The organism is Micromonospora sp. Utrum1 (genome assembly GCF_057197805.1).
Genome location: NZ_CM170071.1, coordinates 3707551 through 3723681, shown reverse-complemented (window position 1 = coordinate 3723681; position 16131 = coordinate 3707551). Strand labels below are relative to the sequence as shown.

At 68.8% G+C, this 16131-nt stretch carries 16 protein-coding genes and 1 pseudogene; 9 read left to right on the top strand and 8 right to left on the bottom strand.

Features of this window, described 5'->3' with window-relative positions; all coding sequences use genetic code 11:
* The first annotated feature begins 194 nt into the window (after window positions 1-194).
* Window positions 195-1382 carry a cytochrome P450 family protein gene (locus tag AC0OLQ_RS17520; RefSeq protein ID WP_484527085.1) on the top strand — a complete coding sequence of 396 codons (1188 nt, stop codon included), beginning with the start codon at window positions 195-197 and terminating at the stop codon, window positions 1380-1382.
* Here AC0OLQ_RS17520 and AC0OLQ_RS17515 read toward each other — a convergent pair.
* Window positions 1365-1607: an aldose epimerase family protein gene (locus AC0OLQ_RS17515; protein ID WP_484527084.1), complete on the bottom strand. Its 243-nt coding sequence runs from the start codon at window positions 1605-1607 to the stop codon at window positions 1365-1367. The two genes, AC0OLQ_RS17520 and AC0OLQ_RS17515, sit on opposite strands and share 18 nt — an antisense overlap.
* A gap of 218 nt (window positions 1608-1825) precedes the next feature.
* On the opposite strand from AC0OLQ_RS17515, the gene AC0OLQ_RS17510 reads away from it, so the two are divergent.
* On the top strand, window positions 1826-2425 hold the full coding sequence (locus AC0OLQ_RS17510; RefSeq protein ID WP_484527083.1) for a hypothetical protein: 600 nt from the start codon (window positions 1826-1828) through the stop codon (window positions 2423-2425).
* Between the two features lie 362 nt (window positions 2426-2787).
* On the top strand, window positions 2788-3549 hold the full coding sequence (locus tag AC0OLQ_RS17505; RefSeq protein ID WP_484527082.1) for a methyltransferase domain-containing protein: 762 nt from the start codon (window positions 2788-2790) through the stop codon (window positions 3547-3549).
* Between the two features lie 146 nt (window positions 3550-3695).
* On the opposite strand, the gene AC0OLQ_RS17500 is transcribed toward AC0OLQ_RS17505, so the two are convergent.
* On the bottom strand, window positions 3696-4124 hold the full coding sequence (locus tag AC0OLQ_RS17500) for a MerR family transcriptional regulator (protein WP_484527081.1): 429 nt from the start codon (window positions 4122-4124) through the stop codon (window positions 3696-3698).
* 210 nt (window positions 4125-4334) lie between these two features.
* Here AC0OLQ_RS17500 and AC0OLQ_RS17495 point away from each other — a divergent pair, with 210 nt between their 5' ends.
* On the top strand, window positions 4335-4697 hold the full coding sequence (locus AC0OLQ_RS17495; RefSeq protein WP_484527080.1) for an ArsR/SmtB family transcription factor: 363 nt from the start codon (window positions 4335-4337) through the stop codon (window positions 4695-4697).
* A 399-nt stretch (window positions 4698-5096) separates the two neighbouring features.
* On the opposite strand, the gene AC0OLQ_RS17490 is transcribed toward AC0OLQ_RS17495, so the two are convergent.
* Window positions 5097-6302, bottom strand: a complete 1206-nt coding sequence (locus tag AC0OLQ_RS17490) for an IS256 family transposase (RefSeq protein ID WP_484532373.1) — start codon at window positions 6300-6302, stop codon at window positions 5097-5099.
* A 900-nt stretch (window positions 6303-7202) separates the two neighbouring features.
* On the opposite strand from AC0OLQ_RS17490, the gene AC0OLQ_RS17485 reads away from it, so the two are divergent.
* From AC0OLQ_RS17485 to AC0OLQ_RS17475, 3 genes are read left to right on the top strand one after another with little or no spacing between them, the layout of a single operon-like run.
* Entirely contained in the window at window positions 7203-8519 is a 1317-nt protein-coding gene (locus AC0OLQ_RS17485) for a ferredoxin reductase family protein (RefSeq protein WP_484532234.1), read from the top strand.
* A 48-nt stretch (window positions 8520-8567) separates the two neighbouring features.
* Window positions 8568-9053: an FMN-binding protein gene (locus AC0OLQ_RS17480; protein WP_357333763.1), complete on the top strand. Its 486-nt coding sequence runs from the start codon at window positions 8568-8570 to the stop codon at window positions 9051-9053.
* Entirely contained in the window at window positions 9050-9784 is a 735-nt protein-coding gene (locus AC0OLQ_RS17475; protein ID WP_484532233.1) for an FAD:protein FMN transferase, read from the top strand. The genes AC0OLQ_RS17480 and AC0OLQ_RS17475 overlap by 4 nt, the downstream gene beginning before the upstream one ends.
* A gap of 1005 nt (window positions 9785-10789) precedes the next feature.
* Here AC0OLQ_RS17475 and AC0OLQ_RS17470 read toward each other — a convergent pair.
* The gene (locus AC0OLQ_RS17470; protein WP_484532232.1) at window positions 10790-12187 is read right to left on the bottom strand and encodes a HEAT repeat domain-containing protein; all 1398 of its coding nucleotides are present in this window, start codon (window positions 12185-12187) and stop codon (window positions 10790-10792) included.
* Here AC0OLQ_RS17470 and AC0OLQ_RS17465 point away from each other — a divergent pair.
* Together AC0OLQ_RS17465 and AC0OLQ_RS17460 are read left to right on the top strand one after the other, a co-directional pair.
* On the top strand, window positions 12119-12376 hold the full coding sequence (locus tag AC0OLQ_RS17465; protein WP_484532231.1) for a transposase: 258 nt from the start codon (window positions 12119-12121) through the stop codon (window positions 12374-12376). The genes AC0OLQ_RS17470 and AC0OLQ_RS17465 overlap by 69 nt on opposite strands.
* Window positions 12377-12510: 134 nt before the next feature.
* Complete coding sequence (locus AC0OLQ_RS17460) at window positions 12511-12738, top strand: hypothetical protein (protein WP_484532542.1); 228 nt, start codon at window positions 12511-12513, stop codon at window positions 12736-12738.
* A 126-nt stretch (window positions 12739-12864) separates the two neighbouring features.
* Here AC0OLQ_RS17460 and AC0OLQ_RS17455 read toward each other — a convergent pair.
* The 4 genes and pseudogenes from AC0OLQ_RS17455 to AC0OLQ_RS17440 form a co-directional block, all read right to left on the bottom strand.
* Window positions 12865-13236: pseudogene (locus AC0OLQ_RS17455) on the bottom strand (hypothetical protein); the annotation flags it as partial.
* Complete coding sequence (locus AC0OLQ_RS17450) at window positions 13184-13912, bottom strand: hypothetical protein (protein WP_484532230.1); 729 nt, start codon at window positions 13910-13912, stop codon at window positions 13184-13186. The pseudogene AC0OLQ_RS17455 and the gene AC0OLQ_RS17450, both read right to left, overlap by 53 nt.
* A 532-nt stretch (window positions 13913-14444) precedes the next feature.
* Window positions 14445-15068, bottom strand: coding sequence for an HIT family protein (locus tag AC0OLQ_RS17445; RefSeq protein WP_484532229.1), 624 nt, complete (start codon window positions 15066-15068; stop codon window positions 14445-14447).
* A 225-nt stretch (window positions 15069-15293) separates the two neighbouring features.
* Window positions 15294-16121: a hypothetical protein gene (locus AC0OLQ_RS17440; protein ID WP_484532228.1), complete on the bottom strand. Its 828-nt coding sequence runs from the start codon at window positions 16119-16121 to the stop codon at window positions 15294-15296.
* Window positions 16122-16131 lie beyond the last annotated feature (10 nt).

Below are 16131 nucleotides of genomic sequence, written 5' to 3'. Positions count from 1 at the left end.
TCCCCTACGGGCGAGTAGGTCTGAGGATTGACACGTCCCCGAAACATGCCTATGTTAACGCTCACCTTCCTAGGCGAAGCGGCGCTCGAGGCTGCCCTGCCATGGCCGCCACGCGGGCTCGGCCGGGCCGGAGGGCCCGAGGTGCACCAGTCCGGCGGGCATGACCGCATGGATTTCCTGAGCAAGGAGGCGGTGTGGCCGCGTTTGGTATATCCGAGTTGTGGGATCCGGCGGTGCGCCGCGATCCGCACCCGTTCTACGACCGGGTACGAGACAGCGGGCGACCCGTCCTTCAGATCGATCCGGCGGGTAACCGGTTCTGGGTGGTGGCCGGGTATGGCGAGGTCCTGACCGGACTGCGCCACCCGGCAATCGGGCACGAGATCCACCGCCACTGCCCTGGCCTGCCTGAGACGGCTCCGCACCACCTGCCCGACGTGGCCAGAATCGAGTCCCGCCAGCTCATCAACCTCGATCCGCCCGACCACACCCGACTGCGGGGTTTGGTCAGCGGCGGCTTCACCTCGCGAGCAGTGGCGCGCCTCGAGCCGTGGATCGGCGACCTCGCCGACCGGTTGGTCACGGACGCGCGCCGGCGTGGGCGCATCGACGGAATAACGCACCTCGCCGACCCGGTGCCGGTCAACGTCATCGCCGAGCTGGTCGGCATTCCGGAGCCGGACCGGCCGCGCTTCCGGGCCTGGTCCGCCGCGATCGTGTCGGCCAGCCCGGACGGCCCGTCGGCCACTCTCGAATTCGGGGCGTACCTCGACGAGCTGGCCGCCCGGCGCCGGGTGGCGCCCGAAGACGACCTGATATCCGACCTGGTGACACGGGCGGACCAGGGCGACCAGCTCGACCGCGACGAGCTGGTGGCCCTGGTGCAGCTGCTGCTCATCGCGGGACAGGAAACGACGGTCGACCTGATCGTCAACGGGATCCGCCTCCTGCTCACGCACCCCGAACAGTGGCAGGCGTTGCGGGAGGATCCGTCGCTGGCGGCTGCGGTGGTCGAGGAGACACTGCGGTTCCGGGGACCGGTGGAGATCGTGCCACCCCGGTTCACGTTCCAGGACGTCGAGCTAGGCGGCGGGCTGATCCCGGCGTACGACCGGGTGGGGTTGTCGTTGTGGGGAGCCAACCGGGACCCTGCGGTGTTCGACCGGCCGCACGCTTTCGACATCCATCGGTCCGACGTTCGCCGGCACATCGCCTTCGGCTACGGGATCCACTTCTGCCTCGGGGCACACCTGGCCCGGATGGAGAGCCGGATCATGTTCGAACGGATCGCACGGGAGCTTCCGGGGCTTCGGCTCGCGGTCGACCCCGTCGACCTCGACTCGTTCCGGCTGCACCAGAGCGGGCTACCGCTTCACGTCTGAGCCCAGCCGCCAAGTGGTGGTCGATCGGTACGTCTCGCCGGGGTTGAGTACCGGCGAGGGGAACGCGGGCTGGTTCGGGGCGTCGGGGTGCCGTTGAGTCTCCAGGACTATTCCGTCGCTCTGCCGGAGCAGCCTGCCGTGATGTAATGAGCGTGCCGTCGAGGCGGTTACCGGCGTAGATCTGCAGTGACGGCTGGCCGGTTCTGATCTCCAGGAAGCGTCCACTGCCCGGGTGTTCCAGCCGCGCTGCTCCGCCGGCCATGCTCATGTGCGCACTTCTGCCCGGTGCGCGCCCACCCGCGGCGAGTCGCCGCCTCGGACGCCACCGTGGTCGATCGCGCGGCTGGCGCGGCGAGGCGCGGCCGAGCTCCGGTCAAGGTCCCGTCGCAGGCCCGGTGCCGAGCTCCGGGGATGGCGTTCCGGCTGCCGCTATGGTCTGCCACGTGAGCGGCGGCTTTGATCTCCACGACGAACTCGCGAGGAGCGTTCGTGACGCCCCTGGCGCGTGGCGATTCATCCGACTGTTTGCAGGGCGGTATGCGAGTCCGATCGTGGCTGGCGACGGTCGCGACCAGGGCGAGTTGCGGGCGGCGGAAGCCCGGCTGGGTTTTCCCCTGCCGGCGGCCCTGTGTGAGGCATACGCGCTGGTCGGCAGGCGCTATGACCTGACCCGGAGTCAGGATCGCCTGCTTGCTCCGAATGAGGTCGGCGTCGACGACACGGGTGAGGTGCTGGTCTTCCGGGTGGAGAACCAGAACGTGGCGCAGTGGGGCGTTCCGCTGTCGGCGGTGACGGAGCCCGACCCGCCGGTGGTGTTCCGGGTTGAGTCCGCCAGGGAGGCCGAGCGGAACTGGCAGCCGTTCCTCGATCGGGTCTCGGTGGCGTGCGTGGAAATGGTGCTGTCGGAGTGGATGTTCTGCGGTGAGATGTTCGCCGACAACCGTGAGCTGGACGATGAGGCCATCGCGTTGCTGGAGAAGCAGTTCCGCCGGCTGCGATGCCTGATTACCCGTTCTGGGCAGAGCCTGGCGGCAGGCCGATGAGGTGGTTCGACGGGCTGGGGGCGGTCCTGCGTGCGGACGGCGGGGCTTGGTTGTGGGTGCGCGCGGTGCCGGCGGACGGTATCGCCGGGGTGCGGCGGGCGTTGCCCGGTGAGTGGTTGATGGACGAGGGGTAGCGGGCTGCGGCGACGGGTGGTCATCGAGACGGACCACCTCCGGTGTCCGTGAGGTCTTCCGGCGTCGGCTGGGCTTGCGGCCGGCGGAAGATCAGCAGGCTGTCCACCCCCCGCACGTTAAGGCCCTCCCCCTGCTCCAGCGCGCATATCGACGAGACGTCATCCGCCGGTAGGACCGGGTGTGGCCAGCCTTGACTTCAGGTCAACCTGAAGTCAGAGGATCGCGTCATGACCAACCTGGACATCACGGATGCCACCGCACGGCTCATCGCGCGACTCGACGCGGCGGAGACCGAACCCGGCGCGGTGCGGCTACGGCAGCGCAGCTACGACCTGCTGGACCTCTCCCCCGGCGCCTCAATGGTTGACGTGGGCTGTGGCGCGGGACGCGCCGTGGCCGAGCTCAACGAGCGCGACGTCACCGCGATCGGCGTCGATCGGGATGAGCTGATGATCGACACGGCGCGCGAGCGCTGGCCGGGTGCCGAGTTCCGGATCGGGACCGCGCAATCCCTCCCGATTCCTGATCAGGCGGTGACGGGCTACCGAGCCGACAAGGTCCTGCACGAGGTGCCGGACCCTGCTGCGGCGCTGGCGGAGGCGCGTCGTGTCTTGGCCCCGGGTGGGCGGATCGTGCTTGTCGGACAGGACTGGGATGCACTGATGATCGACTCGTCTCACCCCGAGCTCACCAGAACCATCCTGCGCGCTTCCGCTGACTTGGTCCCGAACCCACAGGCCGCGCGGGCCTACCGGAATCTGCTCCTCGATGCCGGTTTCCAGGACGTCACCGTCGAGGCACACACCGGCATCTTCACCGAACGTGGTTTCCTGCCGATCGTCGAGGGATTCGCCGCAACAGCGGTCACCGCCGGCAGCATCACCCCTGAGCGGAGCGCCGAATGGGTACGGGACCAGCGTTCCCGGGCAAGCAAGGAACGTCTCTTCGTGGCGTTTCCTTTGTTCGTCGCCTCCGCCCGCCGACCATGATCCTGCCGATCTGACGTACCCAGGGCCGCGGCCAGGGCGACGTCACCCTCCCTCGACGTACCAGCGGACGAGCGGTGATGGCAAGCCGCGATTGATCATCGGCTAACCATCGCCGCTGCACCGTCCGGCGATGCTTGCGTCGGCCGTCATCCTGGCACGTGAGGCGCGGGCTGGCGCCCGATGCGTGCCCGCACCATCGCCTGGTAGTGCGGGCACGCGGTGAAGTCCTCGTGCTCGCACTCAAGGCCCCCGTCGATGAACCGCAGGGAATCCCGCAGCGCGTCGATACGCGCGACGAGGTCCTCGCGGTGCCGCAGCAGGATCTCCCGCCGTGCCGACCCGGCGGCGGCGGCCATGAGATCACGGATCTGCTCCAGCGACAGTCCCGCCTCCTTCGCACGCAGGATCGTCGCAACCCGGTAGAGGTCCGCCGAGCGGTAACGGCGGCGCCCGGCGACCACCCGCGCCGGCGCGAGCAACCCGACCGACTCCCAGTGCCGCAACACGTGCGTGGCCAGCCCGAACGTGTCGGCGATCTCACCGATCGTCATCACCGCGTCGTCGCCTGCCTGCATGCCGCCATTAGGCCCCAGGCCGGCCAACTCCGGCAAGCCGAACCGAGGTCGCGCCGGTGTGTCAACGGCCGATCAGCCCTGGCGCCGACACCCGCCCGTCCTCCTCACGGGTACGGCTGGAACGGTTAACACGGCTCCCTACCGTGAACTGGCGGTAACGGGGTCCTGGTTTCACCGGCCTGTCGATGGTGTTGGTGGAACGATGGAGGCGTGGGAACTGCGAAAACTGCCACCCCTGCCATCTCGCCGCTTGCTGGCGACCCGATCAAGCGTGCCGATGCCGAACGGCTCGCGGGAGTGCTTAAGGCGTTCGCCGACCCGGCCCGGCTGCGACTGCTCAGCCTGATCCAGTCCGCTCCCGAGGGCGAGGCGTCGGTGAGTGACCTCACCGCGCCGCTTGGTCTCTCCCAGCCGACCGTCAGTCATCACCTTCGGATCCTTACCGAGGCCGGTCTGCTCGAGCGCGAGAAGCGGAGCGTCTGGGCGTACTACCGCCTCGTTCCGTCCGCGATCGCCGCGATCGGCGACTCGCTGACGCCGCCCCGCAAGCGGGCGACCAAGAAGGCCCGCTGAGCGCGTCCAGGCCCCCGCCCGGCGCCCGGGCCTGCGAGTGCCGGCGATGACGTTCGCTCTGATCCCGGCCGATTCCGGCAGGCCGCGAAGGTCCGGCTGTGCTCCCGCTTCTACACCGACCGCTCGGACTGCGCGGCCGAGTCGACGCCGCGTGCCGCGGTGCGGGTTTGGTGGACAAGACGAGCAAATCCGCGCGGCTGCGAGAAGCTCGCCACCGGTCCAGGTCGAGCGCCACCGTCAAACCCTGATCGGCGGAGACCTCGGACGGCTCCACGGTGGTTATCGTCCCAGCGGCCGATCAGCGCCCGGTTGCCGCCCGCGTCGTACGTCTGGCTCGTTCGGCTGTCCTCCGTCAAGGGGGAGTGTCAAGTTAACGGCTGATCTTGGTTCTTGAGGTGGTCAGTGGTTGGCCGGGGTGAGCCGGCCTTCGAAGGCGATCTGGAAGGCGTTCAATGGGGCCTTCCAGCGCATGGTCCACCGCCGGCGGCCGGCGCCGGTGGGGTCAAGGCTCATCAACGCCATGTAGACACACTTCAAGGCGGCTTGCTCGTTCGGGAAGTGGCCGCGGGCGCGGACGGCTTTGCGGATGCGGGCGTTCACCGACTCGATCGCATTCGTGGAGCAGATGACCTTGCGGATCTCGACGTCGAAGGCGAGGAACGGCACGAACTCGGCCCAGGCGTTCTCCCACAGCTTCACGATCGCCGGGTACTTCTTGCCCCAGGCGTCGGCGAACTCCAGGAACCGCTCGGTCGCGGCGTCCTCGGTCGCTGCGGTGTAGACCGGCCGCAGCGCCTTGGCAATCTTGTCCCAGTCCTGCCGGGCCGCGTACCGGAACGAGTTGCGCAGCAGGTGCACCACACACGTCTGCACGATCGTGCGTGGCCAGACCGTCTCAACCGCCTCGGGCAGGCCCTTGAGCCCGTCGCACACGAGCATGAGCACGTCGGCGACGCCGCGGTTCTTCAGCTCGGTCAGCACCTGCAGCCAGTGTTTGGCGCCTTCGCCGCCGTCACCGGCCCAGATGCCGAGGATGTCACGGTGCCCGTCGACGGTGACCGCCATCGCGAGGTAGATCGGCCGGTTCGCGACCTGACCATCCCTGATCTTGACGTTGATGGCATCGATGAACACGACTGGGTAGACGGGGTCGAGGGGCCGGTTCTGCCACTCGGCCATGCCGTCCATGACCTTGTCGGTGATGGTGGAGATCGTCTGCTTCGACACGTCGGCGCCGTACACCTCGGCCAAGTGGGCGCTGATCTCGCCGTGGGTCAGGCCCTTGGCCGACAGCGACAGGACCATGTCGTCGACCCCGGTCAGGCGCCGCTGCCGCTTGCGCACGATCTGCGGCTCGAACGTGCCCGCCGCGTCCCGCGGCACCCGGACCTCGACCGGCCCGACGTCGGTGAGCACGGTCTTGGTCCGGCTGCCGTTACGAGTGTTCCCGCTACCCCGACCCGCCGGGTCATGCTTGTCGTAGCCGACGTGATCGGTGATCTCCCCGTCCAACGCCGACTCCAGGACCCGCTTGGTCAGCTGCTGCAACAGCCCACCCTCGCCGGTCAGCTTCAGCCCGTCACCACGAGCCCGATCGACCAGCATCGCGATCAACTGCTCGTCCGTGACCGCACCCACCGACCCTGCGGCCGGCTCCTGCCCCGAGGTGATCTCGGTCGTCATCTGGCGTCTCTCCCTTGATCGGTCGATCAGCCGCTATTTGTACAGTCCCGACCACCCGGAGCGCAGCGCGGCGGACGTGGCCCTATCGGTACTACGTCAATGCGTAGTCGTCGCCTGAGAGCCATCCGCTTGGCATAGGCCGGCAGCGACGGGCCATCGGCGTGCGGCTCAGCAGGGCGAGCTGGCTCCGCCGCTGACATGAACGGCGCGAATGCGGGAAGAAGCGGTTCTCCGTCGTGAGCGGATTGGGTCGAGGAGGCAGTCGTACGAGCGACGGCTGGGGCCGGGAGTAACAGGACCGGGCGGCGACTTTGTCCTGTCCAGGCGCGCGGTGGTCCGGTTGCTGGTGGGGCCGGCCGCCGCGTCCGGGACCCTCGACGTGTTCTGCCTGAACCGACTCGGTGCTTTTCTTCGCCGGCGTGATCACTGGCAACCTTGTGCGGTGGCCATGCGGTCGCCACGGCGGAGACCCCCTGGGCGTCGCCGTACGGGACTGGTGGGCGGTCGAGGCGGTGCTGCTGGTCTGTGTCGCAGCCCGGCTGGTTGAGCACGGCGCGGGCTGGATGCGGTAGGCCTGCGTCGCCGCAGGACGGCGACGCACACGGGGACGGCTTCGTCCTGACTCGTCAGTGAATAGACGCAAACGGGCCCAGTCATCTCCGATGGCACCACGCGCTGGTCGGCGGGTCCCGGAGATGGCGATGGGAAAACCGACCGCTTAATGGGCGAATAGGCGGTGCGGGAGGGGGTCTTGTGACTGGGAGGGCGCAGTCGGCTGACGCGGCGACCAGGCCCGTGCCCGTGTGGTCGTGGTGGGCCGATGTGATCGCGGCGGTCGGCGCGGTCAGCCTGCTGATCGTCGTCGCGCTCTGGGTGCGGGGCGGCGGCGTGCAGGAGCTTCGTGGCTGGGCGGAGGGCCTGACGTCGCTGGGCCGGTTGACCGGGCTGGTCGCGGCGGACCTGCTGCTCATCCAGGTGCTGCTGATGGCGCGCGTGCCGTGGATCGAGCGCACCTACGGGCAGGACAGACTCGCCCGTTGGCACCGCGTCGTCGGGTTCGTCTCCTTCAACCTCCTGCTCGCGCACATCGTGCTGATCACGGTCGGGTACGCCGAGACGGGTGGGGTTTCCGTGACAGCGGAGGCGTGGAGCCTCGTCACCACGTTCCCGGGAGTGCTGCTGGCGGTCGCCGGGGCGGTGGCCCTGACGATGGTCGTGCTCACCTCCCTGCGGGCCGCGCGGCGGCGGCTGCGCTACGAGGCGTGGCACCTGCTGCACCTTTACGCCTACCTCGGCGTCGGCCTGGCGCTGCCACATCAGCTCTGGACCGGGGCCGACTTCACCAGCTCCCGGGCCGCGACGCTGTACTGGTGGACCGCGTACGCCGCGTGCGCCGGCGCGGTTGTCGCCTTCCGGCTCGGCCTACCGGCCTGGCGGACGCTGCGGCACCGACTCACAGTGGCCGCAATCGTCGCAGAGGCACCGGGCGTTCATTCGATCTACATGCGGGGACGCCACCTGGACCAGTTGCCGGCACACGCGGGGCAGTTCTTCCAGTGGCGCTTCCTCAACGGCCCGGGTTGGAGTCGCGGCCACCCGTACTCGTTGTCCGCTGTGCCGCATGACGACACGTTGCGGATCACGGTGCGATCCCGCGGCGAGGGCAGCGAGAAGGTGTCTGAGTTACGGCCGGGAACTCATGTGTTGATTGAGGGGCCTTACGGTCGGCTGACCGCCGCCCGTCGTACGGCTGCGCGGGTCACCATGATCGCGTCCGGGATTGGAATAACCCCGCTGCGGACCTTGTTGGAAGAGTTACCGTACGCGCCGGGCGAAGCGACGCTGCTGTACCGGGCGCGCTCGGCGGAAGACCTGGTGTTCCGCCAGGAACTGGACCGCCTCTCGGCCGTCCGTGGCCTGCGTGTGGAGTACCTGTTGGGGTCCCGCGGGCGCAAGAACTCATGGTTGCCGGCCGGATTCGGCGATGATGCGAAAGCCTTGAGTGAGCTTGTTCCGGACATCGCGCAGCACGACGTGTTCATGTGCGGACCGGACGAGTGGATGCAGACGGTGGTATGCGCGGCGCGACAGGCAGGCGTGCCCGAGAAGCGCATTCATCTTGAACGCTTCACCTGGTAGATCGCCACCCATCCTCATGGGCTCACACTCCGACCCGAGGAGGACGACATGCGTAAGATCACTTTGTGGTTGCTCGCCACGATCGCCGTGGTGGTACTTCTCTTCAGCTACAAGACGTCGACCGGATCCGACAGCTCGCCTCTGGCCGAGACTGTTAGTGGCGCGAACGCGCCGGCCGCGGAGACCGGCCTCGGCTCGGCGGCGACGCCCGGGACGTCACGGGGCACCGTCGCACGGTCCGGTTCCACCACCGTCGCCGACGGCCCGGTCGTGCAGACGAAGCGGGGGAACGTCCAGGTGCGGGCCAGCATCAACGGCGGCCGGATCACCGAGATCACGCCGGTGACGGTGCCGAGCACGAACAGCCGCTCCCGCGAGATCAACAAGCACGCGGTGCCGCAGCTGCGCACGGAGGCGCTCGCCGCGCAGAGCGCGCAGATCGATGCGGTGTCCGGTGCGACGCTGACCAGCGACGGCTACGCGAAGTCGCTCCAGGCCGCGCTGGACGGCGCTCACTTCAAGGCCAAGCCGTGACCCGGCAGGCGTTCGTCGAGCAGATCATGGGTCTGCCCGTCAGCGTGCACGTGCGCGGTCCCGGTGCCGACTCCCCGGCGGCGGCGAACGCCGTCGCCGGGGCCTTCGCCGAACTGCGCGCGATGGACGCCGTCTTCAGTCTGTACCGCCCAGACAGCCAGCTGAGCGCCCTGAACCGGGGAGAGCCGGTACACGAACCGCTGGTCGACACGGTCCTCGACCTGTGCGAACAGGCGCGCCAGCGTACGAACGGCTACTTCGACGCGTACCTGCCCGAACCCGGCGGTGGCACCCACTTCGACCCGTCCGGCCTCGTCAAGGGCTGGGCCGTCGAACGCGCCGCGGAGCACCTGGAGGGGTACGAGTTCTACCTGAACGCCGGTGGGGACATGACGGTAAGCGGATCCTGGCGCGTGGGCGTCGAGGATCCGGCACAGCCCGATCAGCTCCTCACCACCCTCGAGATCGTCGACCAGGCCCTCGCCACCTCAGGCACCGCACACCGCGGAGCACACATCGTGGATCCATACACCGGCGCCCCCGCCCGGGGCCTGCGCTCGGTCACCGTCATCGGCCCGTCTCTGACCTGGGTGGACGTGTACGCCACCGCAGCGGCTGCGCAGGGGCCCGCCGCGGTGACCTGGCTCGCGACGCTACCCGGGTACGAGGCGCTGCTCGTCGACGACAATGGCGCCCTACTGGCCACGCCCGGCTGGCCACTACCCGCGTAAGGGCGTGGCCGGCAGGTGGGCGCGTTGCTCGGTCGGCACAGCCGCGTCGTTTCGGCGCTGTCGGGTATCGCCCTGGTGGCCGCCTCGTTGGCGAACCGGTTCGGGGTCTTCGAGGGCCGCGTCGCGTCTGCCAGATGTTCGGCGGGGCGGTGGCGTGATGGCAAGGACGGCCGGATCATGACATGCAGACTTGGACAACTCCACCCGGCCCAACATGCGCCAACCCCGACGATATGGACCCTCCCCGACATACCGCCCAGCTTGACCGGTGCCGGGCCCACCTCGCAGCTCTGGATCGCAAGCAGCCGGACCGATGCGCTTCTGCACACGTTGTGCGCCCATGGACACGCCGCGCGGCATCGGTGGGTGGCGCGGGCTACGCGGGTCAGTCGCCGGCCAGGGTGAGTATCCCGTCGGCGGTGACCTCGAAGCGGGCTCCCAGGCGGCTGAGCAGGTCGGCGAGCCAGCGCGCCTCGAGCGCGGCAACGGCGACCACGGCAGCGCGACGCCTGAGTCGGGAGAAACGGACAGCGGCGGGCGTACTCGGCATGGCGGGGGCCCCTCATCAGGGGTAGACGGCAACCGTGTCCGACGATCATGTCGATCGAAGGGCATGCCTGTGAGGAGCTGCCGTCGGACATTGAGCATTCGGCATCTCCTGCGCCCGCCTCGCACACCGCAAATCACAGAAGAGGAGGTGAGAGCTATTCGTCGTGTTTCCTGGCATGCCCTCCGGTGACCGCTGGCCGGCGGCGCGCCAGCCTCTCCGCCAGCACCGGCATCCTGCGGCCACCGCCCATGCGATGCTGGCTAGAACTGTCGAACAGTGCCGGAAGGACCGGGCTCGGTGTATGTGCCGGAGTGGTCACCGACCTCGACGACATGCCGCTTGGAATTCACGATCAGCGCCGAGGCCCGGCGGACCGAGGCGGTGCTCGACCCGTCAGCGGCCGGTGTCCTGCCACGCGGACTTCGCTGTCGGGTCACTGGCTGGTGCCTGATCGCTCAACCACGCTGGGGTTCGGCCAGCCGGTTCAGTTCGGTGACGGCGAGCCGACGCACAGCTTGGTCGGGATCATTGGCATACCGGCGGAGGATGCCCGGGGCAGCTTCGGGCGCGAGATGCCGTGCCACGACCGCGACCCGCTGGCGGACCAGCGGGTCCGGGTCGTCCGTCAACTCGACCAGGAGTTGACTCCCGTGGGCTGGGCTGGTGCTGGCCAGTCCGCTGAGCGTAGCCGCCCGTACCGCGGCCTCCCCGTCTCGCGCCAGCATCGCGAGCTGCGGGGCCACGCGGGAATCCGAGTCGACCCCCTTCGGGAGCGCCTTGGCGGCCTGGACCCGCATCTGCGGGTCCTGGCTGGCAGCCAACGTCAGCAGCGCGTCGACCGCGGCCGGCCCGCCCACCGAGCCAAGGGCTTCCACGGCGTGCTCGCGGACATGCCGGTCGTCGAGCAGCTGCCGCAGAGCCGGCGTCGCCGCTTCATTGCCGAGTCGACCGAGTGCGTACGCGACCATGGAGCGTACCCGTGGGGACCGGTCGGCGGCGAGAGCAACCAGCGGTGCCACCGCGTCAGCCCGGCCGGTATAGCCGAGCCTACTCACCGCCGACACCCGCACCTGCTCATCCAGGTCGCCCAACGCCGCGGCGAGCACGGCGAATGCCCAATCGTCGCCGACAGGGTCAGGGATCGAGCCGATCGCCAGGGACCTGACCCTCGGATCCGTGTCGGCCGCGGCCGCAGCAAGCAGCTCCACATCTTGCGCTTCGACCACGAACCCAAGCGCCCACAGCCCCACGCGGCGAAGCTCGGGCGTATCGTCGGTGGCGAACTCACGCGCCACGCGCCGGCTGGCCGCCCGATCCGCGTGCATCAGCTCGATAATCTCAGCCTGCAAGCTGTCCTGGTCGTCGCCCAGGTCACGGGCCGAGGCGCGCAGTAGCCCTGGCAGTGCCGCCACCCCGTGAATGCCCGCCAGGACGGCGGCGATCAGGTCGCGGCCGTAGAAGTTCTCCTCATCAAGGAACCGGTCCAGCGCCTCCTGCAGATGCGGCACCATACTGGTATCCCCGCACGCCGCCAACGCCGTAACGACAGGTGCCACGTCCTCGTAGTCGTCCTCCAGGTCCACGGCATGCCGAACCACGGCCTCCAACGCCCCACGACTGTCGATCATCCGCGCACCATGCCACACCGCTGGAACAGACCACAGCTCTGCCACCGCCACCAAGACCGCCCTGCGCAGCCTCGCCGCCGCTGGCTCGCGCTCCAGACCGAGATAGACGACCTCGACAGCCACCTGACCAGCCTGTTCACCGCCGTAGCCCCGGACGTGGTCGCCCTGCCCGGCGTCGGCGTCGACACCGCCGGCCAGCTCGTCACCGCCGGCGACAACCCTCACCGGCTGCGGTCTGAAGCCGCCTTTGCCCGACTCTGCGGAGTCGGCCCCATCCCCGCCAGCTCAGGACGCACCGACCGCCGCCGGCTGCATCGCGGCGGCGACCGTGATGCCAACAGCGCCCTGTGGCGCATCACCCTGGTCCGCATGCGCTGCCACCAACCAACCAGGACTACGTCGCCCTCCGGTTAGCGAGGGTAAGACCAAGACCGAGATCATGCGCTGCCTGAAGCGCCACATCGGAGAGACGCTCACCGACTGCTCACGAACTCGGCATAGCTAACATCGGTCTCGACACCGGGAGCCAGATCCGGCACGCTGCACCGGTGGCGATCGACACCACCGGCAAATTCTGGCGCGGCGACGACTTCACCGACCTCGCCGACTACTTCCGCGAGTACCAGCCCGGCGGCTACCCGGTGACTCGGGTCAAGGAGATGATCTGCCAACAGTGCGACGGCAAGACCTTCACGGTCTCCGGGCGGCGCGTGCGGACACCGCCGCCTGACTTGGCGGTCTCCGGCGCCCGCGGTCAATCGTCGATCGCCTGGTAGACAGCGGTCCAGAAGTCGTGCGACCTCGGCAGCCTCTGGTCGCCCGCGTGCGCCCGCTGCATGATTCGTCGCCATGTCCTCGGCGGGATCGTTGTACCAGGCGGTGCCGTAGAAGCCGGGCCAACCGTAGCTCCCGACCGAGGGGCCCAGGTGCGTGCGGCGGGTGCGGACCGACATCCCGAAACCCCAGCCCATGGAGTCGAAGTACCCCGGCCAGAACCCGGAGACCGCCTTCTGCGCCGGGGTCATTTGGTCGCTGGTCATCAGCAGCACCGAGGGCCGCGAGAGCACCCGCTCGCCGTGGTGGGTGCCGCCGGCGAGCAGAGCCGAGGCGAAGGCGAGGTAGTCGTCGGCGGTCGAGACGAGCCCGCCGGCCACCTCCTTCGAACGCCGGCGGCCGGCTCCACTTCCCGTAACGGTGCTGGTAACTGAGTTCTCCTCGCCGTCATGCGGCCCCCAGCTCCGTGGTGAAGGTCGCGATCGCGAGGAGCGCTGAATAGCTGGCCAGCCCGACGGTGAACCAGGCGAAGCTCGAGTGCCGCTCGGGTGCCAGTTCGTCGACGAAGACGTTGAGCAGGATCCCGCCACCGAGAAACGCCGTGAGCAGATTCATCACCACGCTGGTGGGCTGGGCGACGACCGCGGTCAACCAGCCGGCACCGGCGCCGGCGACGAGAACGAGGCGCCACCGCGTGGTGAGGCTGACCGGGAAGTGCTCGGCCAGCACGCCGTCGGTGGCCAGCACGTGCAGCCCCATGGCGACGGCGAACAGCGCCGCCGGTGCGAGGCCCGCGTCCAGCTTAGTGGCCAAGGTGTACGTGATCAGGCCGCTGTAGAGCGCGAAGAAGCCGAGTTGACACGCGAAGACCAGGCGGGTGGGCTCCTGCTCGTGCCCTTTCGTCCGATGGGTGGCGCGTTCCAGGGCGTAGAACGTGAAGAAGCCGATCAGCGCGACGAGGAACAGGATGAATCCGCGCACCCGGCCGGCGCGGACCTCTTCCTCCAGGACGTGGGCGACCGCCTCGTTGCCCTCGGCGAGGCGTGGCAGGAGGTAGAGGAAGACGTACGCTGCGGCGATGCCGCCGCCGAGCGAGGTCGCCGCCTGGGTGGGCACCGGCAGCGTCCGCCGGATATACGGCGCCAGCAGGTGAAGGGCTCCCAGGACCAGCGTCACCGCGAGAGTCGCCCACAGACTGCCCGCTTGGCTCAGCGTCACCGCAGCGTACGGGGTTGGTTGTCTGCCTGGTACGGCCGCTGCCCGAGCATGGTTGCGATCCTACGAGCGGCACCCGGGCTGTCGGGTCGGAATGGGCAGCTACGAGGTCGGCGCGGGCCTGGTGGCCCTCCGGGCCGTAGTCGGTAAGCCCGTCGACATCCTGCTCGCCAGCCTCGACGACCGCTGCGCAGGGGTCGAGGCGGGCCATGTCGCGCAGGAGCCGATCCGCGAAGTCCACGATCATGGGGCCGATGCTAAGGGCCTTGCCCTAGCTGCCGTGATGCGAGCCTGCATCGATCGCGGCAAGCGGTTCAGAACCCATCTGACAACTTCCGCTCATCGGCACGACAGCACCTTGGGACACCGGGCACCCCGGTTACGGTCCGTAGCGACCGGTCGACGGGAGATCCGGATACCTGACCTTGACAAATCCGCACGGCGGCGGTGGCAACAGCCGTGACGGTGACATCCGGGTCGTGGATCAGGCCGGTCAGGCTGCCGGTTTGCTGGTGGGCGACCGGTGGCCTCCGTGGGACGCGACCAACGCGTCTGCCACGATTTGAGCGTCAGCTTCTGCGACGTCCGCTGGGTACTCCGGTAGCAGGTCGTCCCAGACGACCAGCCACGACCCGTACAATTGGGCCTGTCCTTCGGGCCGAGCGAAGAACCAGACGTGCAGGTGGGCGCCACCATCTCCGATGCGGTAGACGTGGGCCCGCGAGATGTGCGGCAGTGCCTGCATGTGGCGGACGATGCGAGTGCTCAATAGCCCCAGTTCGGCGGCCAGTTCGTCAGGTAGATCCGCCATGTCGTAGTGATCGCGCGGATACAGCATGAGCACCAGCGGGACGCCCACTCCCGGAATCCGGCCCAGCCGCCAGTGATCGTTGAACCAGATCCCTTCGTCCCGGTCGCGGCAAGCGTTGCAGTCCGACGGATCCTCGCCGTGCCGCGCGGGCTCCGGGAGTACCGGCGGGCGCAACGGCGCTACGCGCAGTCCGTCCGGCTCGAACGGACTGATCTCCCATCCCGTCATGCGTGCCAACGGGAGCCGGCGCTCGCCATCCGCGACGGCGACTGCGTGGTCATAGAACTCGTCCGGTCGCAAGGCCATGCGGCGAAGACTAGTACGACAAGATCCCGAGCGATCGATAGCCCCGTTGTGGCTGCCAGGCACCGCCCAATGGTCTCGTACTCGATGGCCCGGATGAACCCGAAGCATCCCCTCGTCGGCAGATCCGGTCGTTCAGCGACCGGTGAGCCGGCGCCCTGATCGCGGCAATGAGCGAATGCCGTGAGTAGTGCGCTGCTGGCGAGCACCGCAAGGGTCGCGGCTGTGTCAGAGGTTGTCGAGGTAGACGACCACCGCGTCGGGCGGTGGCGCCGATCGCAGGATGGATGCCGGCTCGGCGTCGGCGTACAGCCACGCATGGTGCGGTGTCCAGTTCAGGATCCCGCCGGTCTCGCGGTCGCCGGTATAGAGGCCACGTCTTGGCTCGAGTGGCCAACCGCGGCCGCGAAGGTGCTCGACGAGCCGGGTCACAGTCGTTGCCCGGCCGGCACCGTCGGCGGCCGTCACCACGAACTCGGCCGTGCAGTTGCCGCTGCTGCCGCCACCGGCGCATTTGTCGGCTGATACCAGGCGCAGCGACGCCGGCAACGGAAGGACCTCATCGGCTCGGACGGCGACCCGCAGTGAACCATCGCCGTCGGCTTGGACCAGGCCGAGGCCGCAGCCGCACAGAAGCACCATGCCGGCGAGTGGCGCCACAGAGGCGACCCACCGCGCGTGGACGGCCAGCGGAGTCTGTTCGATCCGGTGACCAGCCGAGAGAGCGTGCACGTACCGGTCGATGACCAACGCGGCCAGGCACACACCGCCGATCAGCAACCACACCACGAACCAGTCAAGCCACGGTGCGCCAATCAGGTGGTGAGGCCATTGCGAGACGGCGAACGTGATGATCAGTGCGGCGATCCAACCGGAACCAAGCGCCACGCCGGTCGCACGGCCAGCACGAGTACCCCATGCCCACCCACCGACTATGGTCAGGCCACAGATCGCCGCCACGACAGCGAGCAACGGCGTACCTTGCCACAGCGGCAACGATCCCAACCCAACACCGGCCACGCTCAGCCACCAGCGCCAACCGTTGCCCGGCGTCATCTGCCAGAGC

Excerpts from the sequence above, each read along its gene's own strand:
- AC0OLQ_RS17505 (WP_484527082.1), top strand. The coding sequence starts at position 2,788 with ATGACCAACCTGGACATCACGGATGCCACCGCACGGCTCATCGCGCGA.
- AC0OLQ_RS17500 (WP_484527081.1), bottom strand. The coding sequence starts at position 4,124 with ATGCAGGCAGGCGACGACGCGGTGATGACGATCGGTGAGATCGCCGAC.
- AC0OLQ_RS17490 (WP_484532373.1), bottom strand. The coding sequence starts at position 6,302 with ATGCTGGTCGATCGGGCTCGTGGTGACGGGCTGAAGCTGACCGGCGAG.
- AC0OLQ_RS17480 (WP_357333763.1), top strand. The coding sequence starts at position 8,568 with ATGCGTAAGATCACTTTGTGGTTGCTCGCCACGATCGCCGTGGTGGTA.
- AC0OLQ_RS17445 (WP_484532229.1), bottom strand. The coding sequence starts at position 15,068 with ATGGCCTTGCGACCGGACGAGTTCTATGACCACGCAGTCGCCGTCGCG.
- AC0OLQ_RS17440 (WP_484532228.1), bottom strand. The coding sequence starts at position 16,121 with ATGACGCCGGGCAACGGTTGGCGCTGGTGGCTGAGCGTGGCCGGTGTT.